The 22,254-nt window shown below is 53.7% G+C and carries 22 protein-coding genes and 1 riboswitch; of the genes, 21 read left to right on the top strand and 1 reads right to left on the bottom strand.

What is annotated here, in order from left to right; genetic code table 11:
• The first annotated feature begins 120 nt into the window (after positions 1-120).
• From lepB to WFK81_RS08120, 16 genes are all read left to right on the top strand, one after another.
• Positions 121-657: a signal peptidase I gene (gene lepB / locus WFK81_RS08195; protein ID WP_336785955.1), complete on the top strand. Its 537-nt coding sequence runs from the start codon at positions 121-123 to the stop codon at positions 655-657.
• A gap of 29 nt (positions 658-686) precedes the next feature.
• On the top strand, positions 687-1,496 hold the full coding sequence (locus WFK81_RS08190) for a VanW family protein (RefSeq protein WP_336786448.1): 810 nt from the start codon (positions 687-689) through the stop codon (positions 1,494-1,496).
• Positions 1,497-1,569: 73 nt separating this feature from the next.
• Positions 1,570-1,896, top strand: a complete 327-nt coding sequence (locus WFK81_RS08185; RefSeq protein ID WP_336785954.1) for a YqzG/YhdC family protein — start codon at positions 1,570-1,572, stop codon at positions 1,894-1,896.
• A gap of 101 nt (positions 1,897-1,997) precedes the next feature.
• Positions 1,998-2,309, top strand: a complete 312-nt coding sequence (locus tag WFK81_RS08180; RefSeq protein ID WP_317981937.1) for a YbjQ family protein — start codon at positions 1,998-2,000, stop codon at positions 2,307-2,309.
• A 108-nt stretch (positions 2,310-2,417) separates the two neighbouring features.
• The gene (locus WFK81_RS08175; RefSeq protein WP_336785953.1) at positions 2,418-2,798 is read left to right on the top strand and encodes a DnaJ family domain-containing protein; all 381 of its coding nucleotides are present in this window, start codon (positions 2,418-2,420) and stop codon (positions 2,796-2,798) included.
• Between the two features lies 1 nt (position 2,799).
• Positions 2,800-3,108, top strand: a complete 309-nt coding sequence (locus WFK81_RS08170; RefSeq protein ID WP_336785952.1) for a rhodanese-like domain-containing protein — start codon at positions 2,800-2,802, stop codon at positions 3,106-3,108.
• 147 nt (positions 3,109-3,255) lie between these two features.
• Positions 3,256-5,490: a heavy metal translocating P-type ATPase gene (locus tag WFK81_RS08165; RefSeq protein WP_336785951.1), complete on the top strand. Its 2,235-nt coding sequence runs from the start codon at positions 3,256-3,258 to the stop codon at positions 5,488-5,490.
• 32 nt (positions 5,491-5,522) lie between these two features.
• A riboswitch (cobalamin riboswitch) is annotated at positions 5,523-5,742 on the top strand.
• A gap of 151 nt (positions 5,743-5,893) precedes the next feature.
• Complete coding sequence (locus tag WFK81_RS08160; protein WP_336785950.1) at positions 5,894-6,904, top strand: ABC transporter substrate-binding protein; 1,011 nt, start codon at positions 5,894-5,896, stop codon at positions 6,902-6,904.
• 1 nt (position 6,905) lies between these two features.
• Positions 6,906-7,940, top strand: coding sequence for a FecCD family ABC transporter permease (locus WFK81_RS08155; RefSeq protein ID WP_336785949.1), 1,035 nt, complete (start codon positions 6,906-6,908; stop codon positions 7,938-7,940).
• Complete coding sequence (locus WFK81_RS08150) at positions 7,940-8,746, top strand: heme ABC transporter ATP-binding protein (RefSeq protein ID WP_336785948.1); 807 nt, start codon at positions 7,940-7,942, stop codon at positions 8,744-8,746. Before WFK81_RS08155 ends, WFK81_RS08150 begins: the two co-directional genes overlap by 1 nt.
• Before the next feature lie 26 nt (positions 8,747-8,772).
• Positions 8,773-9,837, top strand: a complete 1,065-nt coding sequence (gene cobT / locus WFK81_RS08145) for a nicotinate-nucleotide--dimethylbenzimidazole phosphoribosyltransferase (RefSeq protein ID WP_336785947.1) — start codon at positions 8,773-8,775, stop codon at positions 9,835-9,837.
• Between the two features lie 11 nt (positions 9,838-9,848).
• Positions 9,849-10,457, top strand: coding sequence for a bifunctional adenosylcobinamide kinase/adenosylcobinamide-phosphate guanylyltransferase (cobU, locus tag WFK81_RS08140; RefSeq protein WP_336785946.1), 609 nt, complete (start codon positions 9,849-9,851; stop codon positions 10,455-10,457).
• Positions 10,454-11,434 carry an adenosylcobinamide-phosphate synthase CbiB gene (gene cbiB, locus WFK81_RS08135; protein WP_336785945.1) on the top strand — a complete coding sequence of 327 codons (981 nt, stop codon included), beginning with the start codon at positions 10,454-10,456 and terminating at the stop codon, positions 11,432-11,434. Before cobU ends, cbiB begins: the two co-directional genes overlap by 4 nt.
• Positions 11,416-12,228, top strand: a complete 813-nt coding sequence (gene cobS / locus WFK81_RS08130; protein ID WP_336785944.1) for an adenosylcobinamide-GDP ribazoletransferase — start codon at positions 11,416-11,418, stop codon at positions 12,226-12,228. The genes cbiB and cobS overlap by 19 nt, the downstream gene beginning before the upstream one ends.
• A gap of 22 nt (positions 12,229-12,250) precedes the next feature.
• Complete coding sequence (cobD, locus tag WFK81_RS08125; protein WP_336785943.1) at positions 12,251-13,342, top strand: threonine-phosphate decarboxylase CobD; 1,092 nt, start codon at positions 12,251-12,253, stop codon at positions 13,340-13,342.
• A complete protein-coding gene (locus WFK81_RS08120) occupies positions 13,339-14,049 on the top strand; it encodes an adenosylcobinamide amidohydrolase (protein ID WP_336785942.1) in 711 nt (236 codons plus the stop codon). The genes cobD and WFK81_RS08120 overlap by 4 nt, the downstream gene beginning before the upstream one ends.
• Positions 14,050-14,111: 62 nt before the next feature.
• Here WFK81_RS08120 and gluQRS read toward each other — a convergent pair whose 3' ends face one another.
• A complete protein-coding gene (gluQRS, locus tag WFK81_RS08115) occupies positions 14,112-15,080 on the bottom strand; it encodes a tRNA glutamyl-Q(34) synthetase GluQRS (RefSeq protein ID WP_336785941.1) in 969 nt (322 codons plus the stop codon).
• 125 nt (positions 15,081-15,205) lie between these two features.
• Between gluQRS and corA the strand changes: the two genes are divergently transcribed.
• The 5 genes from corA (at position 15,206) to WFK81_RS08090 (ending at position 22,129) form a co-directional block, all read left to right on the top strand.
• Positions 15,206-16,159 (top strand): magnesium/cobalt transporter CorA, encoded by a 954-nt coding sequence (corA, locus tag WFK81_RS08110; protein ID WP_336785940.1) that lies wholly within the window; start codon positions 15,206-15,208, stop codon positions 16,157-16,159.
• A 29-nt stretch (positions 16,160-16,188) separates the two neighbouring features.
• A complete protein-coding gene (locus WFK81_RS08105) occupies positions 16,189-17,013 on the top strand; it encodes a hypothetical protein (RefSeq protein ID WP_336785939.1) in 825 nt (274 codons plus the stop codon).
• Between the two features lie 84 nt (positions 17,014-17,097).
• Entirely contained in the window at positions 17,098-19,590 is a 2,493-nt protein-coding gene (hrpB, locus tag WFK81_RS08100; RefSeq protein ID WP_336785938.1) for an ATP-dependent helicase HrpB, read from the top strand.
• Between the two features lie 25 nt (positions 19,591-19,615).
• The gene (locus WFK81_RS08095; RefSeq protein WP_336785937.1) at positions 19,616-19,906 is read left to right on the top strand and encodes a DUF1294 domain-containing protein; all 291 of its coding nucleotides are present in this window, start codon (positions 19,616-19,618) and stop codon (positions 19,904-19,906) included.
• A gap of 141 nt (positions 19,907-20,047) precedes the next feature.
• Positions 20,048-22,129 carry a HelD family protein gene (locus tag WFK81_RS08090; RefSeq protein WP_336785936.1) on the top strand — a complete coding sequence of 694 codons (2,082 nt, stop codon included), beginning with the start codon at positions 20,048-20,050 and terminating at the stop codon, positions 22,127-22,129.
• Positions 22,130-22,254: the final 125 nt, after the last annotated feature.

Below are 22,254 nucleotides of genomic sequence, written 5' to 3'. Positions count from 1 at the left end.
TTATAAGACATGCCACGCACCTGTCACGGTATTTTTAGGCCGCAGGTAACTTTTTGCCGGGCGACAGCGTTATAGGTGATGGTTATGTTGAATTCCTATTTCTTCAAGAGGTGCAAAGGAATGGATAATCAACAAACCGGGAAGAGCAAGGCGCTTCGCGAGCTAAGAGAGTGGCTGATTTCGATTACGGCTGCAATCCTCATCGCATTGCTGTTCCAAAACTATGTTTACGCGCAGGCAGAGGTACATAACATCTCCATGCAAAAAACGCTTGTGGAAGGCCAGCGTCTGATCGAAAACAAATGGTCGTACCGTTTCAAGTCGCCGGAGCGCGGGGATATCGTCATTATCCATGGACCGGAAAGCCCCCTGCGTTTGGTGAAAAGAGTAATAGGCGTGCCTGGCGATGTCATTGACGTCCGGGACGGAGCGGTTTTCTTGAACGGGAAGCAGCTCTTGGAGCCATACACGGTGGGTCTGACGACACCCGGCGGAATGCAATTTCCTTACACGGTAGCGCGGAAGGAGCTCTTTGTTCTTGGCGACAACCGCGAGCATAGCGTGGATAGCCGGTCAATCGGGCCGATTGCCTTTTCCAGCATTGAAGGGAAGGCCGTGTACCGGATATGGCCGCTGAGCAAAATTGGACTTCTGTAAAGGAGAGAATAAGGAAGTTGAATAATCTGATGCAGCATCGGCCAGTCAAACGTTCGTTCCTGCGCTTGCAGGCGGGAAAATGGTGGTTTACGAATAAAAGGCGGTTAAAATGGCTGTTCAGCTCCAGCAAGCTGGCCCGGATCAATAAAGAGCTGTCATTGCCGTATGTGGTTTTTACCCATGCTACTCCTCTGATGAGGCAGCTTCGAAATGTAGACATGTGGCTGCAGACCAATAAGGTCATTAATTTGCGGCTGGCGGCAGAGAGGCTGAACGGTATCGTATTAATGCCAGGCGAAACCTTCTCCTATTGGCGGGCTATAGGCAAACCGACAAGAAGGAAGGGCTACGTGGACGGCATGGTTTTATTTTATGGCGGATATAAGTCGGGAGTAGGCGGCGGGTTATGCCAAATGTCCAATCTCATCTACTGGATGACGCTGCACACCCCGCTGCAGGTCATTGAACGGCACCGGCACAGCTACGATGTTTTTCCGGACGCCGGGCGGACGCAGCCATTCGGGAGCGGTGCAACCTGCGCGTACAATTATCTGGATTTGCAGATCCATAATCCGACGCAGCAGCCTTTTCAGCTGATCGTAGGTCTTACGGAAGAGAAGCTGGTTGGCGAGTGGCGATCGTCTCTGCCGGTGAACTACAGGTACGAAGTTGTGGAAAAGGATCACCGGATCGAGCTGAAGCCATGGGGCGGTTACGTTAGAAGCAACTCGATCTACCGCAGGAAATATGCATTGGATGAAGGGGAACTGCTGGACGAGGAATTCATAACAAGCAATGAAGCCGTTATGATGTATGCCCCTATGCTTGAACCGGTTTGAATAGTTATCACATGTATGCCTGCCGCCAAGTACAGCCACACTAACAGGAGTACCAAGTTAGGGAGGTGGCAATATGGTATTCAAAAAAAGCAGGCTTTTGATCTATATGCTGATAATCGCCGTATTAGCGTTTGCAGTGCCATCAATTGTAAATGCGGAGCCTTCATATGCCAAATACGGAAGAATCGCGGTGCAGGAAACTGCAAACAAATATCCGAATGCCGATATTATCGATTACAAATATGAGGGACATTTCAGCGCTGACGGATCAAGGGCGGAAGAGCGCTTTAAGTTGTGGCTAAGGGGCAGCGGAGCCGAATTTGGCGTACGCGTCCATATTTTTGTGGCAGCCGACTCCGGCAAAATAAGAGATATTCGGATCGAGGAGCTCAAGGGCTAAACTGCGGGCAAAGTTCTTTTTTTACGGAATGAAACGTTCTTTACTCCATAACGTATTCCTTCTTATCATCCGCTTTACTATTATCGGGAGGGGTCATATTTATGTTAGTAACAACAACGGCAGCGATTGAAGGACGTCCGATTATCGAATATTCCGGGATTGTAACAGGCGAAGCGATTATGGGGGCCAACGTCGTCCGCGACTTTTTCGCATCGATTACGGATATTGTAGGCGGTCGCTCCGGTGCTTACGAGAGCAAGCTGAAGGAAGCAAGGGATGTTGCGTTTGAAGAAATGAAAAACCAGGCTTTCCGCATGGGAGCAAATGCTATTGTTGGCATCGATATCGACTACGAGGTTGTGCGCGACGGTATGCTGATGGTGGCTGTCAGCGGTACGGCTGTTCGTATTTAATAGAAGATCAGGGAAAGAAGCTTCTCATTGCCGGGAAGCTTCTTTTTCGTTACAATGCTTAGAGAAAGCGCTACGGATGACGGGCAATGACAGGAGGCGGAAGCAAGCATGGATTTTATGTCCTCGCTAGTAGAGCAGCGGATTAAGGAAGCGATGGCGAAAGGCGAGTTTGACAACCTGAAAGGGAAAGGCAAACCGCTCGAGCTGGAGGATAACTCCCATGTGCCGGAGGAGCTCCGGGTCGCCTACAAGCTTCTAAGCAACGCCGGAATGATTCCGGAAGAGATGGTTGTGAAGAAGGAAATCGTCGGCCTCCGCGATATGATCCGCCTATGCCGGAATCCGGATGAACAAGCCGTTCTCAAGAAGAAGCTGACGGAGAAAGAGCTGAGGTTCAAAATGCTCATGGAAGCACGCGGACTCCAGCAATCGCCGGTTTTTCAGCAATATGAATCGAAGATCCTGAAGAAATATGAAGGAGTGGAATGAAATGTACCCAGAGATTACGCCAGCCGAAGTAGAAGAGCGCCTGAAAAACGGCGAGAAGCTGAATCTGATTGACGTGCGCGAGGATGACGAGTGGGAAGCGGGACATATCGCGGAAGCGGTCAGCGTTCCGCTCTCGCAATTCGGCGAGCGTTACGAGGAGCTGCCGAAAGATCAAGCCCTGATCATGGTTTGCCGCAGCGGCGGACGCAGCGGAAGAGCTTGCGATTTCCTTCATGCGCAAGGCTACAACGTAACCAACATGACCGGCGGCATGCTCGTCTGGACCGGCGATGTCGCATACGGCAAATAAAAGGTAAAGCGTGCTTGTCAGGCGGCAATTAGCCTCCGCAAGCACGCTTTTTTAATTCTACATCCCCCATTCGAATCATATAGATTAACGCAGGAGCTTGTTCAATTGCGGCAGTAGAATGGACAAGCAGAAGGCGGGTGAGGCTGTATGGACGAGAAGGGAATTACGATCGATTTATCCGTGCAAGGGATGAGCTGCACCGCGTGCGCAGCCCGAATAGAGAAGAGTGTTGGAAAAATGCCAGGCGTTGAAGCCGTAGCGGTCAGCTATTCGGCACGTACGGCCTGGGTGCAATATAAGCCTGGTATGATTGAGCCGTCAGTTATTATGCAGCAGATCGCCAAGCTGGGCTTTAAAGCTGATCTGCCCGAAAATGCGAAGGAAGGCTTCGAGAAAGAACGAAGCCGGCTGAGGCTGAGACTGATTATCTCCTTGATTCTTACAGCGCCTCTTCTTTCGGCGATGGTACAGCATCTGGCTCCTTTTGCCCGGATTGAGCTTCCCGAGCTTCTGACCAATCCGTGGCTTCAGCTTGTTCTCGCGACCATTATTCAGTTCGTCATAGGTCTGCCGTTCTATATCGGGGCTTACCATGCCATTCGGTCACGGGCGACCAATATGGATGTCTTGGTGGCTACCGGCACTTCGGCCGCTTATTTGTACAGTCATTTTCTCGTGTTTAATGCGGATCGAACCGCTTTGTATGCCCATGAGGTTCCCCTGTATTTCGAGACATCCGCTGTGGTCATAACGGCCGTGCTGCTTGGCAAATTTATCGAAGCCTCGGTTACTTCGCGCGCGCAGCAGGATGCCTCGGGATACAGCAAGCTGCTGAACACAGTAGTAAAAGTGGAGCGGGCCGGCGTGGAAATGGAGATCAAGACGGAGTTTGTCCGGGAGAACGATTATGTTCTTGTGCCTTCCGGACAGATTATTCCCGTTGACGGCGTCATCACAAACGGGGAATCGGAAGTGAATGAATCCTTGCTGACGGGCGAGAGCGTTCCGCTTGCGAAGCGTCCGGGCGACCAGGTCTGGGCAGGGACCCGGAATGAAAGCGGCAGCCTGCGCATTCGCACAACGGCTGCAGGCTATGCAACCATGCTGAGCCGGATTGTTGATCTGGTCAGGCAGGCACAACGTTCGAAGTCGTTGATTCAGCGCCAGGTCGACACGGTATCGGCATGGTTTGTTCCGGCGATGCTGTTTCTTTCGTTAGGCACGTTTGTTATTTGGGTTACGGCTGTGGATCCGGGCAATTGGACGACGGCCTTCCGTTGTGCCGTTGCGGTTGTGCTGGCCGCTTGTCCTTGCGCTTTGGGACTAGCAACCCCGATTTCTCTTGTTGTGGCATCCGGGCGGCTGGCCAAAAGAGGAATTGTGGTGAAGGAAGCCGGAGCGCTAGAACGGCTGGCTCAGCTTAATATGCTTGTTTTGGATAAAACAGGAACGTTAACGGAAGGAAAACCGAAGATCGGCAGCATGCACGTTGTACAGGGGAGCAAGCAGGGACTCCTGAGGCTTGCCGCCGCCGTAGAGGCCAATTCGACCCATCCCCTTGCCGTCGCCATCCGGGCGGAGGCTGTGCAGACCGGCCTGGTTCCCCCTGCGGCAACCGACTTTTCCTATACGACGGGCAAAGGGGTAGAAGCATTGGTAGAGCATCGCAGAATCGGAATTGGCAATGCCGGGTTTGCCGCACTGAAAAAGTGGGGCTTTGGCAGTCCGACTATTCAAATATTCGCGGAAGAACGCCAGAAACTTGGGGAAACGGTACTGTATGTTGCGGATAATAACCGGGTAATCGGAGCTATTTCCTTCATCGATGCGGTAAAGGCTTTTGCGAAACCAGCCGTAACGCAGCTGCGGAAAGCCGGAGTTACCGTGGTTCTGGCAACAGGAGATCATCCTGCGCCTGCTTTGAGCGCGGCCCAAACGGCGGGGATTGATCCTTCCAAAGTTTATGCCAATATGCTGCCCGAGGATAAATTGGAGCTGGTTGACCGCCTGAAGGAGCAGGACTACAAGGTTGGCATGGCCGGGGACGGCTGGAATGATGCTCCGGCTCTAGCCGCGGCGGATGTGGGCCTGGCAATGGGAGACGGTACGGATGCGGCGTTAACCGCCGGACACATTACGCTTCTCCAGCCCCGGATGACCGCTATTCCTGAAGCTTTGCTGATCAGCCGTCTAACGGTTCGCAATGTCCGGCAAAATCTGACGTTTGCTTTTATCTATAACGCGCTTATCATTCCATTCGCCGCATGCGGCATGCTTCAGCCATGGATGGCCGGTACGGCAATGGCGTTCAGTTCGGTTTCGGTGGTAGGCAACGCCATCCGGCTTGGGGCTAGATTAAAAAGAGCTGCTGGACAATTCTAGAATATGGGTGGTATAGTTACGTTGGTCGAAAACGAATAAATCATGGAACAGGTGCTGCAGGAGCCGACAGGCTGTTGCAAGCTTAATAGGGAAGTCCGGTTCAAATCCGGCACGGACCCGCCACTGTAAGAAGCGGTCTTAGCTTAAGCTAAAAGACCAATGTGCCAGCTTACGTCACTGAATGCAAAGATTCGGGAAGACGCTGGCGCTAATGCTTCAAGTCAGGAGACCTGCCTGTTCGCATAACGCTGTACCTACGTGGAATTAGGGAAGTGTTGGAATGAAGGAACCCGTCTTTCTTTGCGCGCATGCAAAGAAGATTTCCGGCATTTCCGGCACCATTGCCGGGAATGCCTTTTTTTGTTTTCGATCCAAGATAAACAACAAGGGGTGCTGGGAAACAATGGTTGAAAGAAACAAAAGATTGTCGAAGTTCATGCTGGGCGTGCTGCTGGCTGCCATGCTGGTCTTTATGGCCGCATGCGGCGCTAATAAAGCGAACACGAATGACGCGGCTAATACGGGTAATGCCAACGCGTCGGCATCGCCGGTTCAAAGCGAGCAGCCTGCCGAAAGTCCGGCAGCCGCAGCAGAGACGGTATATCCGTTTAAGGTTACGGATGCTACGGGAACGGAATTGACGTTTGAGAAGGCTCCGACGAAGGTGGTATCTCTCGCGCCAAGCGAGACGGAAGTTCTTTACGCGGTTGGCGCAGGCGAAGAAGTAGCCGGCGTTGACAGCTACAGCAATTATCCGGAAGAAGCGGCGTCCAAGCCTAAGGTAGGCGACATGACGACCAATATTGAAGCAGTCGCGGCTCTTAATCCCGATCTTGTCGTGGCTTCCTCTTCGATGAACGCCGATGCGGTCGAGCAGCTTCGCAAGCTGAACATTACGGTTTTAGCTACGGATCCGAAAACTTATGATGAAACAATTGCCAAAATCGAGACAATCGGTAAAATAATGAATAAGAACAGTGATGCGGCAAAAGTTGCAGCGCATATGCGCGATGTGAAGCAGCAGGTGACGGATGCCGTCAAGGACGCGCCGAAGAAGCTGGTTTACTTGGAATTCTCGCCAGGCTGGACGGTTGGTTCCGGTACGTTCCTGGATGAACTGCTGACGATCGCCGGCGGAACGAATGTAGGCGCTTCGCAAGCAGGCTGGTACGAAGTTAGCGCGGAAGAAGTCGTGAAGCAAAATCCGCAAATTATCCTTTATCCTGATCTCGGAGAGGATCCGAATCCAATCGTTACCGGCATTAACAGCCGTCCAGGCTGGGACGCGATTGACGCGGTGAAGAACAAGCAGATGTTTATGGTGGGCAATGACGAGACTTCGCGCGTAGGTCCGCGTCTTGCTGATGCTCTGCTGCAGGTTGCGAAAGCTCTTCACCCGGATTTTGTGAAGTAAGATGAAAAGAAAATTAGCGGTCTACGGAGGAGCAGCTTTGCTCCTTCTTGCTGTTTCTATCGTTCTAAGTTTGTCGATCGGATCCTCCATGATACCGTTTGCCGAAGTATGGGGAATCCTCTGGCATCAGCTGCCTTGGACGGATGACGCCGGAAGTCGCTGGAGTGCCGGAGAAATTGCGATCGTGACGCAGGTCAGGCTGTCCCGCGTGCTGCTTGGCGTGCTTGTCGGCGCGTGTCTCGGGCTTGCCGGGGCCGGCTTTCAAGGCGTGCTTCGCAATCCGCTTGCCGACCCGTATACGTTAGGGGTATCATCCGGCAGCTCGGTAGGGGCGGCTTTTCTTATTTTATTTGGTTATCAGGCTATGCTTGGCGAATGGACCATTCCGGTTGTTGCTTTTATAACGGGAACGCTTACGCTGCTTGGCGTGTTTTTCCTGGCGCGCAGCAGGGGCGTCATGCAGATTGAGACATTGATCCTATCGGGCGTCATTATTCAATCCTTCTTGGGCGCGTTTGTATCGTTTATGGTATCGATGTCGGACGAAGTCATTAATCAGATTCTTTTTTGGCTGATGGGATCATTGGCGATGAAAAACTGGGCGGACGTCTATATCGTGCTTCCTTGTTTAGTAATTGGTCTGCCGCTTCTGATTGCTTACGGACAAGCGCTGAACCTGTTTGTGCTTGGCGAGCGGCATGCGGCGCATCTGGGAATCCGGGTTGAGCGGACAAAGCTGATCGTCCTGATCGGCTCGACGCTGCTTACCGCGGCAGCGGTATCGGTCAGCGGAGTTATCGGCTTCGTAGGTTTGGTTGTGCCGCATCTCATTCGTTTAATGATTGGTCCGGATTACCGTCTGCTTATTCCTCTATCGGCAATCGGCGGAGGGATATTCGTGTTATGGTCCGATACGCTCGCAAGGATAGCCCTTGCTCCCAAGGAAATTCCGCTTGGGGTCGTAACCGCTTTGCTAGGCGCGCCTTTCTTCGCGTATCTGCTGTACCGGCGCAAAAAAGGACAGGAGGGCTTCTAATGATCTCGGTTCATCAAGTGAGCAAGAAAGTTAACGGCCGTTCTGTGTTGGAGAATCTCTCGTTCAAGCTGGAGCAGGGCGGATTTCATGGCATTATCGGGCCAAACGGAGTAGGGAAGTCAACGCTGCTGCAGCTGTTATCCGGCGTGACAAAGCCTTCTGCGGGTGAAGTCAGTCTATCCGGCGTTCATCTGTCGAATTATTCCCGCAAAGCGCTCGCGAGGCGGTTGGCCGTGCTGCAGCAAGGCGGGTTGCCGCCTGCGGGCTTTACCGTCCGTCAAGTGGTCGAGATGGGACGTTTTCCTTATCAGAACTGGTTCGGGGATGAACGGGAGGATCATTCGGCGCTGATCGATTATGCCCTGGAATCGATGGGTCTGACGTCCTTGTCGAACCGGCCGCTCGATCAATTAAGCGGCGGGGAGCGTCAGCGGGTCGCGCTGGCCAAGGTGATGGTGCAGGAGCCCGAGGTTATTTTGCTGGATGAGCCGACGACTTATCTGGATATCGGTTTTCAAGTGCAGCTGATGGATACCGTGCGGCAGTGGCAGCAGCAGCGGGACTTGACCGTTGTTGCCGTTCTGCATGATTTGAATCTGGCTTCCCTTTACTGTGATCGGATACTCGTCTTGCATAAGGGCGGAATGGCGGCAATAGGTGCTCCTTCGGAGGTGCTAAGCGCCGACTTGATCCGGGAAGTATATCAGACGGAAGCTTCCATCGTGAGGCATCCGTTGACCGGTACTCCGCAAATATTGCTGCAGCCGAAGATACAAGAAGCTGGCAGTTTGATTGAAATGACTTAGAACACTGAAATAGAGGAGAAAACATTATGGCAAATGAATTAGCTGCCGAGCTCAAACAGGTTATCGAACGGATCAGACCGTTTCAGGAACAGGCTGTCCTTGAAGCCAAGGCGCATTCCGATCAACTTACAAAGCCAGCCGGCAGTCTCGGGAAGCTTGAAGAGATTGCTTTTCGGTTAGCCGGGATTTCGGGCAGTCTGTGGCCGGATTTGAGCCGCAAAGCGGTCGTGGTGATGGCTGGAGACCACGGCGTATGCGAGGAAGGAGTCAGTGCTTTCCCGCAGGAAGTGACTCCTCAAATGGTTCTTAATTTCTTAAGCGGCGGAGCGGCGGTAAACGTCCTCGCGCGACAAGCGGGAGCCGATGTCTATTGCGTGGATATTGGCGTAAACGCCGAGCTTGAACATCCGGGGCTGATCAGCCGGAAGGTGGTTCACGGAACAGCCAATATGGCAAAGCAGCCCGCGATGAGCAGGGAAGAGGCGCTCCAGGCCATTATGGCGGGCGTTCAGGTAGCTAATGAATTAGCGGAAAAAGGCTACCGGCTGTTCGCAACGGGAGAGATGGGCATCGGCAACACGACCCCAAGCGCCGCCCTGACGACCGTATTGACGGGGTTATCGCCCGAATTGTCCGTTGGCAGAGGAACGGGCATTAACGATGAAAGCTGGCGGCATAAGATTGAAGTCGTGAAACGCGCTATTGCCGTCAATAAGCCTGACGCCTCGGACCCGCTTGATGCACTCGCCAAGGTAGGCGGTGCGGAGATTGCGGGCTTGGCCGGATTTATCATCGGCGCGGCAGCAAACGGGTGTCCGGTAGTCGTTGACGGGTTTATTTCCTCGGTTGCGGCTCTTGCAGCCGTTCGTCTGGCGGAACAGGCGAAGCCTTATTTGTTCGCCTCCCATTTGTCCCAGGAGCAGGGGCATGCGGTTGTGCTGGAGTCGATGGGGCTGTCACCGATGATTCAGCTGGACATGCGGCTTGGCGAGGGAACAGGCGCCGTATTGTGCTTCCATTTCGTTGATGCGGCCTTAAAGCTGATGCAGGAAATGGCGACCTTCTCAAGCGCCGGAGTTTCCAGGGAGTAGGTGCGTCGAAGATGGCCATGTTGGTAACCGGGGGAGCAAGAAGCGGCAAAAGCTCCTTCGCCGAGAAGCTTGCAGCCCGGCTTGGGGAGCGAGGTGTCTATATCGCAACCAGCCGGATTTGGGATGAGGAAATGGCGGAACGGATCGCTTTGCACCGGCAGAACCGGGAACAAGGCGGCTTTCGTTGGACCACAATTGAAGAGCCGATGGAGCTTCCGGGCAGGCTTCGGCAGCTGGCGAAGGAAGCCTCCGAACTGGAGCTGCGGGAAGGGAAGCCGCCCGTGGTTTTGGTTGATTGCCTAACGTTATGGCTGACAAATGCGCTGATGGAAGCGGAGGAACGGGAAAAATCCGAATCTATAGAGAAAGCGCAGGATTGGCTGAGTGAACAGGTCAATGAACTGGCCGATGCCGTTCGGGAATATAACTACCCGCTTATCCTTGTGACCAATGAGGTTGGGGACGGCATCGTGCCGGCTTATCCGCTCGGCAGAAAGTTCCGCGATGAAGCCGGAAGGCTGAATCAAAGGATGGCTGCCTTGTCGGACAGAGTTTTCCTTGTGACAGCGGGAATTCCGATCGAACTGAAGGCTTTGCAATTTCGGTGGGAGAGCTTATGATCTTTTATTCTTTGCAGGAAACGCTGCTGCTTGTTGCGGCGGCTATCGTCATAGACTGGATTATCGGCGATCCGAAGTGGCCGACCCATCCCGTTATTTGGATCGGTCGGCTTATTCGCGTACTTGAGAAGCGTCTTCGAAGAAAGGAAGAAGGACGGGATGCCAGGCGGATTAAAGGCACCGGCATTATTTTGACGATCGTTACTTTAGCCTTATCCTATGGCATCATGTGGGGAGTTACGGCTGTTGCGGCCTGGATCCATCCATGGCTCGGATATGCGGTTAGCGCCTGGTTCATCTCGACCACGATAGCGGTAAAAGGGCTGAAGGATGCGGCGATGCTTGTCTACCGTCCTCTTAATGCCGGAAATTTGGATGATGCGCGCAAATTCGTTGGATATATCGTTGGGCGAGATACGGGCAACCTGACGCCTCCCGAAGCTTCCCGGGCAGCTGTAGAGACGGTAGCGGAAAATACGGTAGATGCGTTTGTATCGCCTATTCTGTTTGCCATCCTCGGCGGTGCACCGCTTGCCATGGTGTATCGGGCAGCGAATACGCTCGATTCCATGGTTGGTTACCGTAATAATAATTATGTAAACTTCGGCTGGAGCTCGGCCCGGACGGATGATGCGTTGAATTATATTCCGGCACGCCTAACCGGTTTTTTGCTCACGCTTGCCGCATTTCTGAACAGGGGAATGTCGGCTGCCCGGTCATGGGCTGCCATTCGCCGTTTTGCCCGTTATCATCCAAGTCCAAACAGCGGTATTCCGGAGTCTGCCGTGGCCGGAGCACTTGGCATTGAGCTTGGCGGACTTAATTATTATTTCGGACAGCCAAGCGAACGGGCCAGGATGGGATGGCCGACCAGAGCCATGGAGCCTTATGATATCGTCCGTTCCGTCCGGCTCTTGTACACGGTTAGTATTCTTATGATGGCTGGAGTGTTGGGGTTATGGTTATTGCTGCGTTAAAACGCCATGCGTTGGCAGCCGCTGCGGCTCTGCAGTTTCTTACGCGGATTCCCGTACCGGTAACGGTACCGTTTGAACCGGTGACTTTGGCACGGACGGTTATTTATTTTCCCGCGGCAGGCTTCCTCATTGGGGCGATATTGGCAGGAGGATTTGCCGTGCTCAAGCTGTTCTCGCCCGATATGCCGTCGGCCGTAATGCTGCTGGCCATATGGACAGCTCTTAGCGGAGGTCTGCACCTCGACGGCTGGATGGATACGGCTGACGGCGTGCTTAGCCACCGGTCCCGGGAGCGGATGCTGGAAATCATGAAGGACAGCCGCGTTGGGGCAATGGGCGTCATTGCGGCGGTGCTGCTGCTGCTCTTTAAATTTTCCTTGCTTGCGGAATGGTTTGGTCAGCAGAACGGCGTCCGCGGATTATCCCTTCTTGCCATCATACCGGTCTGGAGCAGATGGTGGATGGGAGCAGCCATCGCGGGCTGGCCGAATGCCCGGCAAGGGGAAGGAATCGGAGCTCTATTCCATTTGGCATCGGGCCGGCAGGTAACGGCCGGCTTTATGGCGGCTGCCGTAATAACGGTGCTGAGCTTGACCGTTAACGGATTGGCTTGGCACGAAACGCTGCTGCTTCTTGCCGGATGTATCGTATTAACGATTATTACGGGATCACTATTCGCCGTTTGGCTCAGCCGCAAGCTTGGCGGTTTGACGGGAGATACCTACGGCGCGCTGAATGAAGCCGTAGAGGCCGTCTTATTATTTGCGGGAATATTGGTTATTCACGTCATTTAGCAATGGGAAGAGGGGAACATCCATGCTTGAACGCTATGGACATGGGGGAGATTTGCGGACGGCGGAAGAAACCTTCGGCTTCCCGGCCAGGCAATTTATCGATTTCAGCTCGAATATGAATCCGTTTGGCCCGCCGGATGGAGTGAGACGCGCTTTGGTGCACTATGCCGAGCAGATTGACCGCTATCCCGATCCGGCTGTTCGCGGTCTTCGGACCAAGCTGGCGCAGCTTCATCGCGTAGATGAGCAATCGATTCTGATCGGCAACGGCGCCGCCGAGTTGATCGATTTGGTTGTGAGGGCGCTTCGCCCGGCCGTTACGGCGTTGGCTTATCCATGCTTTACGGAATACGGCGACGCGGTTATGAAGACCGGCGGTTCGATTACACCGGTAATGTTGTCAGCCGATAACGGATTTGTATTGAATTCATCGATGGTTGAAGATTCGGAAGCAGCCTTTTATATGATCGGTTCGCCTAACAATCCAACCGGTCAACTGGTGGATCCTGCGCTTATCATGAAGCTGGTGTATAGCGGCGCAACGGTTGTGGTTGACGAAGCCTTTATGGATTTTGTGCCGGAGGAAGAGAAATACACGCTTCTGAAGGAAGCTGCGGTGCACGAGCGGTTATTCGTCATCCGGTCGATGACCAAATTTTATGCCATACCGGGTATTCGTCTAGGCTATATGGTTGGAGCTCCTTGTAGAATCGCGGAATTGCGCAGACTTCAAGTGCCTTGGAGCGTCAACTCCTTGGCCCAGCAGATCGGAGAAGCCGTGCTGGAAGAGAAGGAGTATGCCGCGCGCACGATGAATTGGCTGCAGGAGGAGCGTCCTTGGCTGATCGGCAGGCTTGAAGCGCTTGGCTTCGGGGTTATTCCAGGGAAGGTGAACTACTTGCTTGTTCGGCTGCCGGATATTCCGGGATTAACGGCTGCAAGTCTGCAGTACGAAATGGGACGAATGGGCATTCTTATCCGCGATGCCTCGCATTTTATCGGGCTTGATGAATCGTATTGCCGCTTTGCGGTTAAGCTCCGCCGTCAGAATGAATGGCTGCTGGAGGCGCTGGAGCGCTCTTTGTCCAAGTTCCGGGAGGCGGCAATCCGATGAGCCAGCCATTCAGGCAAGGCCAGCATTATTGTTCGAGGTTATGGGACGGGGTAAGCATTACCCTTAGGGAAGAACGGCTGGAAATAGGTTGTCCCGGAAAGTTAAGGACGTTAAGTAATGCGATTCATACCGGTGGCCTGGCCGAGGCGAATGTTATCGTGAACTGGAAGGTGCCTCTGCACTACAGCGGTACAGATCCTGCACGTGATACGTCTGATCAATTGAGGCAATGGGGCTATGACCCGGGGTATACGATAGGCCTGCTGACCGCGGCGAAGCTGACGCATGCTTCCGTAGTGGAGCTGGAAGGGGATTGCTTCAAGCTGCTGTGCCTGACTACGGCGGGGACCCGGAATGCGGCCAGAGCGGGCTTGCCGCGGGAAACGTTCTCCGCGTATTCTGCCGGTACCATTAATACGGTGCTGCTTGTGGATGGTCAAATGACCGATTCGGCGATGACAAACGCGATTATTACTTACGCCGAAGCGAAAGCGGCGGCTCTTGCCGATCTGCAGCTTACGGATCGGGAGACAAACCGGATTGCAACCGGTACAACGACGGATGCCGTCGTGGTTGGTGTCAGCGGCAATCCGGCCTATCGAGCCGTACATGCTTACGCGGGAGCGGCCACAACCATAGGCAATGCTATCGGCCGTCTTGTTTACGAGACCGTGTACGAGGCCTGCCGGACGCAACACGAGAGCTGAATCCGCCAGTCACGCCTTGCGTGAGGGGCTGGAGCCAGCTCTCGTGTTTTTTGCCGATCCATTTAATTGTACAGCTGCTTCATCAAGTTCTCGCGGATCGTAACCGGTTCCTTTGGAACCCGGTTCTGATCGAAATAACCGATAAGCTCGGTTGCGGAAATAGGCTCGGAGCTGTCCGTTTGCCCGGCCAGAAAGGCAAGCCAGCCTATAATCCGTTCAGGCCCAACGCCAGCTTCTTTTAAACCTGCAATTGAGGTGTCGCCATGCCGCTTGGCCAGCCGTTTGCCGTCCTCGCCCATCAATAGGGGCACATGGGCGAAACGGGGAGCGGGAAGGCCCAGCGCTTCGTATAAGAGAAGCTGGCGCGGGGTGGAATCCATGAGGTCTGCTCCGCGTAGTACATCGGTTATGCTCATGGCAGCATCATCGACAACAACCGCCAGCTGATAGCTGACAATGCCGTCCGCGCGGCGGACCACAAAGTCGCCGCCAATCCCGGGAGGGAATCTTAACGTCCCTGCAATACCGTCTTCGTAAGTAATTACCCTATCCTCGTCCACTTTAAAACGCAGGGAAGGGGTCTTGACCTCGCCCCGTTCCCGCTGCTGCTCGGGCGTCAAATGCCGGCATGTACCGGCATAAGCGGGACCTTCGGAGGATAACCCGTGCGGGGCGCTCGCAACCGCAAGCAGCTCCGCTCGGCTGCAGAAGCAGGGATACAGCCTATCGCTTGCAAGCAGCTTAGCCAATGCCTCATCGTAGAGCGGCATGCGCTGGCTTTGCGTGTACGGAGAATAGGGACCGCCGATATCGGGTCCCTCATCCCAATCAAGACCCAGCCAGCGAAGATCGGCAAGCGCCTGCAAAGCCAGCTCCGGGCGGCATCTCGGACCGTCGATGTCTTCCATTCGCAGCACGAACTGCCCGTTTTGGCTGCGGATCTGGAGCCAGGCGAGCAGCGCTGCCCAGGCATTGCCTACATGCATCAGACCGGACGGAGTAGGAGCGAAGCGTCCGCGTATATTCGACATATCGATCGACTCTCCTTTATTGACACCGATGATAGCATGACTTTTTTGAACGGCGCAACTTTTTTACAGAATGGCTGTAACACGTTAGAATAAGAGAATCGGTGATCACGTTGGAGGATTCGGCTATGATTCGGATAAAAGGGTATACGAAAGAAAAAACATGGGTGAACGACGTCGCGTTAGACGATTTGAAATCGCTTGATCTTGATTGGTATTGGGTCGATTTCAACGAGCCGGAAGCTTCGGAGACGAAGCTCCTCGATACATACTTTCATTTTCATCCGCTGGCGATTGAGGACTGCTGCCATCTGCTGCAGCGGCCAAAGCTGGACCACTATGACGATACGCATTTTTTTGTGCTGCATTCGGTCAACCCGCGCAGCCTGGATGTGGAGGAAGTCAATTTATTTATCGGTCCCCGATTTATTGTGACCTATCACGTAAAAAATTCGGAAGAGATTAACGAAGCGTGGGCCAAAATACAATCGGCCTCCAAGCTGGGAAACGACGGCTATTTGTTTGCGGCTTACATGGTTATCGACCAGCTTGTTGATGAGTACTTCCCTGCCGTACAGGAACTGGAGGAGCAGGTGCTTGATATGGAGATCGGAAGCGGCAGCGAAAGCACGAATCAAATGACGATGGACGAAATCTTCAACATTCGTTCAAGGCTGCTGCGTCTCCGCAAGACGATCCTGCCAATGCGGGACCTGCTCTACCGAACGCTGAATACGGAACGGATTGAAGGATTAAAAGGTTATCTGGCGTTCTATCACGACGTGTACGACCATCTTCTGAAGCTGACGGAAATGACCGACGCATCGCGCGAAATGACCGCGGATTTGCGCGACAGCTTTATGTCGTACAACTCGAACCGGATGAATGCCATCATGAAGACGTTAACGGTAATAACAACGATCTTTATGCCGCTGACGTTTCTGGCCGGCATTTACGGCATGAACTTCGAGAATATGCCGGAGCTTAAATGGCATTGGGGATATTTTGGCCTAATCGGATTTATGGTCATGATTGGCATCGGCATGTACATCTGGTTCCGCAGAAAAGGCTGGTTCGATTAAAGAATAATTTCAAAGGATTGGGGTCTTTCATGGAGAATCGATCTCTAGCGGTCTTGGATGGGAAAAGAAAGCTGCAAATTGCCGGCATCATGGCTGGCATCATTCTTTTATTAGGACTGCTGTTTGCGGGGATGATGTACGCCATCCAGGCTAAAAGCGAAGGGTCGAAGCGTGATGCCCATGCTCCGTCTGCCTATATCTATGAAGAGCTTGAAGCCTCAAACGGCATGAAGCTTCACGTGCTGGAGACTAGACCGTCGAACATCACTTTGGCTTCCATTCAAGACAATATCTCTTTAACGCCTTATTACGGAGTAAACGGCGGATTCTTTTATGAGAATTCGCTTCTCAGCATTGCCGTAGTAGACGGATTGCCGGTCAATGGGGCATTGGAGGATTACGGCTCGGGCGCGGAGAATGTGAAGTATGCCCGCGGCACCTTAGTCTGGGACGGAGCCTCGGACAAGCTGTCCGTGCAGGTGGTGCGCCAAGCAGCCGATTTGAAGGTTATGGACCACACGAGGTTTTGGGCGCAGGGCGGCATCAGCATGAGTCTCGGACAGGATCGGAACTGGCATGAGCAGATAGAGGCTGAGCAAGCGCCTTATCCGGACGATGATCGTTTGCGTTCGGCGGCTGTCTATGACCGTGAAGGAATTCTCTATTTGGTTGTCAGCAGCTCGAAGGGTTCCCTGCAGGCCTTTCGGGATGCCATAGTGGAAAAGGTGGGCAGTGGCATGCTGGAGGACGGAATCTTTCTTGATGGAGACGGTTCGTCCCAGCTTCGGTCAGCGGAGAAAACATTAACCGGGGATAACCGGCCGGTTGTTCAAATGATCAGACTTGTTAAATAATTTATGCCATTAATTAATGTGGTTAACGTCATTAAACAATAATTAATTAATGAGATTAAATAAATATGAAGGAATGTATACACTATGAAGCAACTGCCTATCGATGCCGTACTGCCGGAGCTGTTGCAAGCCTTGCGGGACGGAACAAACGCGGTGCTTGTCGCAGAGCCCGGAGCCGGCAAGACTACCCGCGTTCCGCTGGCGCTTCTTCAGGAGACTTGGCTGAACGGGCGAAAAATCGTGATGCTGGAGCCGCGCCGGCTTGCCGCGCGATCCGCGGCCAAATATATGGCTGCCGCGTTAGGGGAACAAGTAGGAGAGACCGTAGGATACCGTGTAAGACTGGATACGAAAGTAAGCGCCGCTACGAGAATTGAAGTGGTTACGGAAGGCGTCTTGACCCGAATGCTGCAGGAGGATCAGGCGCTTGAGAAGGTTGGGGCGGTTCTGTTCGACGAATTCCATGAGCGCCATCTTCACGGAGATCTTGGACTGGCGTTAACCCTGCAATCCCAGTCGCTGCTGAGGGAGGATCTCCGTCTTCTCATCATGTCAGCTACGCTGGACGCGGAGCCTGTGGCTGAGCTGCTTGGCGGGGTGCCCGTGATCCGGAGCAGCGGACGCGCGTATCCGGTTGAGACCGTCTACCGGAGCACGAGAGTTGAAGGCAGGATTGAACAGCAAGTCGCGACTGCAATAGTAGAAGCGATTCGAGAAAATGAGGGCGACGTCCTGGTCTTCCTGCCCGGCGTTGGAGAGATCAGGCGAACGGCTGCCCTTCTTGCGCAATCCGGACTTTCTTCATCTGTCCGCATCGCCGAGCTTCATGGCAATCTGCCGCTCGAGGCGCAGGATGCTGCCGTTGCGCCCTGCAAACCGGGAGAACGCAAGGTTGTCTTGGCGACTTCCATTGCGGAATCGAGCTTAACCGTCGAAGGGATTCGTATCGTTGTGGACAGCGGACTGATGAGGGTTCCGAAGTTTTCTCCCCGGTCCGGAATGACGCGGCTGGAGACGGTGCCTGTCTCGCAAGCCTCGGCCGATCAACGCAGAGGCCGGGCAGGACGGCTTGCGCCTGGCGTCTGTTACAGGCTATGGACGGAGCAGGAGCATCCTTATTTACCGCAGCATAATACACCGGAGCTGCTTGAAGCGGATTTGGCTCCGCTCGCTCTGGAGCTGTCTGCATGGGGAGCTGCTGAACCTGGCGAACTGATGTGGCTGGATGCTCCTCCGCAGGCTGCTTACCGTCAAGCGCTTGAGCTCTTGAAGCTGCTCCAAGCTCTTGATGCGGATGGCCGCATAACAAGCCGGGGAACCCGAATGGCCCAGCTTGGCGTTCATCCAAGACTGGGGTTCATGCTGCTAAAGGCCGAGGAGTTGAATTTATTAAATGAAGCCTGCGAACTGGCCGGTTTGCTTAGCGAACGCGACCTATTGCCTCAGGAGCGGAATGCCGATGTTGTCCTTCGACTTGAAGCTTTACGCGGCGCTGGCGGCAGATTGGAGGCTGACCGCGGTGTTGTGCAGCGGATTAGAGCTCAAGCAAAGCAATGGCAGCAGATGGTGACGTATAATTCCTCAGTGGATAAGGGCAAGCGGGATTGGAAGGGGACTTCCTATGCGGGGCTGCTGATTGCTCTGGCTTACCCGGACCGGATCGCGCAAAGACGGGCGGATGGCCGTTATTTGCTGGCGAATGGCCGCGGTGCCGTGCTGCCCGAGCTTCAACCTTTGTCTCGTTCTGCCTTTTTGGCTGCGGCAGAGCTTGATGATGCGGGCAGCGAAAGCCGCATACGCCTGGCAGCCGAGCTTGATCTGGAAATGCTGGAGCAGGCGGCCAGCGAACAGTTCCAAGCCGTAGAGAGCGTGGAATGGGATTCCGGGGCGCAAGCGGTGCGCGCGCGAAGACGATTACGGCTTGGCGCGATTATATTAAAGGAAACGCCAATTCAGCAGCCATCGCCGGAGCGGATTGCAGCGGCGCTAGCCGACGGTATCGCCGCTGAAGGTCTTGGACTGCTCTCGATGTCGAAGGCCGCGCGGCAGCTGCAGGCAAGAATGCAGCTGATGGCGCATCATAACAGCGGATGGCCGGATGTATCCGAAGAGGCGCTGCTGTCAACCGTTCACGATTGGCTGCTGCCGCATTTGTACGGCATGAAGAACAAGTCGGATTTGCAACGGCTTAATATGGTTCAAGTATTGGAAGGGCTGCTCTCTTGGGGGCAGCGGCAGGAGCTTGACGAACAAGTGCCAACGCATATGACGGTGCCTAGCGGCTCGCGGATTCCGATTGATTACAGCGATCCGGATGCGCCTTTTATTGCCGTAAGGCTTCAGGAGCTGTTTGGGATGCAGGAGACGCCGCGTCTTGCGGGCGGAAGGCTGCCATTGACGCTTCATCTGTTATCGCCATCCCAAAGACCGGTGCAGGTGACCAGAGATTTAAGAAGCTTCTGGAACGAAGCCTATTTCGAAGTCAAGAAAGACCTGAAGGGACGGTATCCGAAGCATTATTGGCCGGATGATCCGTATGCGGCGCAGCCAACGAACCGAGTGAGGCCGCGTACGTAAACGGTTGGAAGAAGGGGATACGATTATGGAACTGTTGATTATTTATTTTCTTGTCATTAATATTATCGCGTTTGCGATGATGGGAATGGACAAAAGCTATGCTAGACACAAGAAACGGCGCATTCCGGAGAAAAGGCTGTTTGGAGTAAGCGCAATCGGCGGAGCGTTGGGCGCCTGGATCGGCATGCAGGTATGGCGGCACAAAACGAAGCATGCCTCTTTCCGTGTTGGAATTCCGTTGTTATTCCTCTTAAACCTTGTCGTGATTTATTATTTGGCGGGTTTGATCGGGATGAATTTCAATTTCGTTGCTTAAGGCAATTGTCCTGTGGTATATTGGTAATCCGTTTTTTGCAAACTAACATCTTATTCTAAGTCTAGCTTTCGGGGTAAGAATCACAGTAGTTGACTGTATCGAAGTCTACTGTGCAGTAATTCTTTTTAGGAGGTAACTGACATGACCACGGTTCAAAGTGCCTATCAAGAAGAGCAAGAGAGGCTGGCTCGATCGCTGGACGATATCAAGAGTCAGCTGGCAGGCATAGGTCCCCGTTATACGGGCGATGATTTTACGGAGCAGATGCTCGATTTGCAGCGCGAGGAGCGCAAACAGCGTCTGGAGGTTGCATTTCGCGAGCCTTATTTCGGGCGGATTGATTTCGAAGAGCTGCCGGATGGCGAGAAGAAGCCGCTCTATATCGGCAAGGCGGGCGTTGCCAAGCAAGGCAGCAACGAGCTGCTTGTCATTGATTGGCGCGCGCCGGTAGCCAGCTTGTTCTATTCATTTACGGGCGGGGAGGATGCGGCTACATATACGGCGCCGGAAGGCGACATTGAAGGTTATGTGCATCTGAAGCGTAATTTTATGGTGCGGCAGGGCGAGCTTGTCCGCATGGTTGACAGTTATGTGCGCGGGAAGGAAGAAGAGTCCGTTACGGATGAATTCCTCTTATATCGCCTGGGCGAGAACAAAGATAATAAATTGCGGGATATCGTATCGACGATCCAGCATGAACAGGACCGGATTATCCGGTCGGAACGGGGCAAAGCGCTGTTCATTCAAGGGGTAGCCGGCAGTGGCAAGACGACGGTTGCCCTTCACAGGCTTGCGTTCCTTCTCTATCAATACGCGGACAGGGTGAAAGCGGAACGAATGATTATATTCGCTCCTAACCGGATGTTCCTGGACTACATTTCCGGCGTTCTTCCCGAGCTTGGCGTTGGCGATATTTTGCAGACGACGTTTGCGGACTGGTCGCTTGAACTGTTGGGGCACGAGGTGAAGCTGAGAAGCGCATCGGATGCCTTGGCTTACTGGTTCGAGCAGCATCGTTCGGCGGCAGAGATGGCTAATGCGCCGGGACGGATCAAAGGCTCGCTTGCCTTCAAAGAAGCGGTCGATTCCCGGATTGAAGAGCTGGCTCAGCGGATCGTTCCGGTTATTCCGTTTGAACCGCTGCCAGGACTAGTGCTGAAGCCGGAACAAATGAAAGAATGGTATGAGACGGATTACGGCGACGAGACTTTGATGCAGAAGCGCGACCGGCTCGTGAACCGTATCCGTCGCTGGTATGAATCGGAGCTTAAGCTTCGCAAGGTCGCGGATAAGAAGCTGCGCGCCAAAGCGCAGACCAAGCTCACCGCCTTTGCGAAAAAGATCCCTTCCTACACTGCCCCGCAGTTGTATGCTGCCTTATTCCAAGGCAAGCAAGCCGTGTCCGTCATTCCGAAAGGTATCGCGACCGCTACGGCCGCTGCCTTAAAGGATGGCGTGGTTGAAGCGGAGGACCTGGCGCCTCTTGTCTACATTCATCTGCGGCTGTACGGACTAAAGATCCCGGCTTACGATCATATCGTCATTGACGAGGCGCAGGACTACTCGCCGTTCCAGCTGGAAGCCCTGAAGCTTTGCCAACGAACGCCGTCCATGACGGTACTGGGCGATCTTCAGCAAGGGATTCATGCTTATGCGGGAATTAACAGCTGGAAAGAGCTGATCCAGCTATTTAACGAGGGGCAGACCGGCTTTTTCGAGCTGAACCGCAGCTATCGTTCGACGATGGAAATTATCGAATTCGCGAACCGTATCCTAGGCGCGATGGGCGGCGGCGTAAAGCCTGCCGTGCCGGTGTTCCGGAGCGGCGACCCGGTTGAGGTCGAACAGGTTGACCAAGCAATTTGGCAGAAGCAGATTGCGCAGTCGATCCGTGAATGGCAGGCTGACGGCCAATTCCAGACGATCTCGGTGATCGGCCGAACCGCGGAGCAATGCGCGGAGCTGCATGATTATCTGGTTCGCGAAGGGCTTGAAGCGTCGCTGGTCCAAAGCAAACAGCCGGAGTACGGCGGCGGTCTGTCGGTCGTTCCGGTATATCTGTCCAAGGGATTGGAATTCGATGCGGTATTAATCGCGGACGCCGGAGCGGATATGTATACGCAGGATGATGCCAAGCTTTTATATGTGGGCTGTACGCGTGCCCTGCATAAGCTGAAGCTGCTTCACCGTGATTCGTTAACGTCATTAATCAATGAGCAATAGCCCGTCAAATATGACAGTATTTCGTCATGTCAAGCTTGTTATTGACATTAAAGCCCGTTGTAACTACACTGGCTACAAGTACAGGCATATCCACAGCACCAGGCATTGGGAATTGTGTCTGGTGC

The sequence above is a fragment of the Paenibacillus sp. MMO-177 genome (assembly GCF_037147795.1).
GTDB lineage: Bacteria > Bacillota > Bacilli > Paenibacillales > Paenibacillaceae > Pristimantibacillus.
Note: the sequence above shows the minus strand (reverse complement) of the source record. Positions and strands in the feature narration are given on the sequence as shown.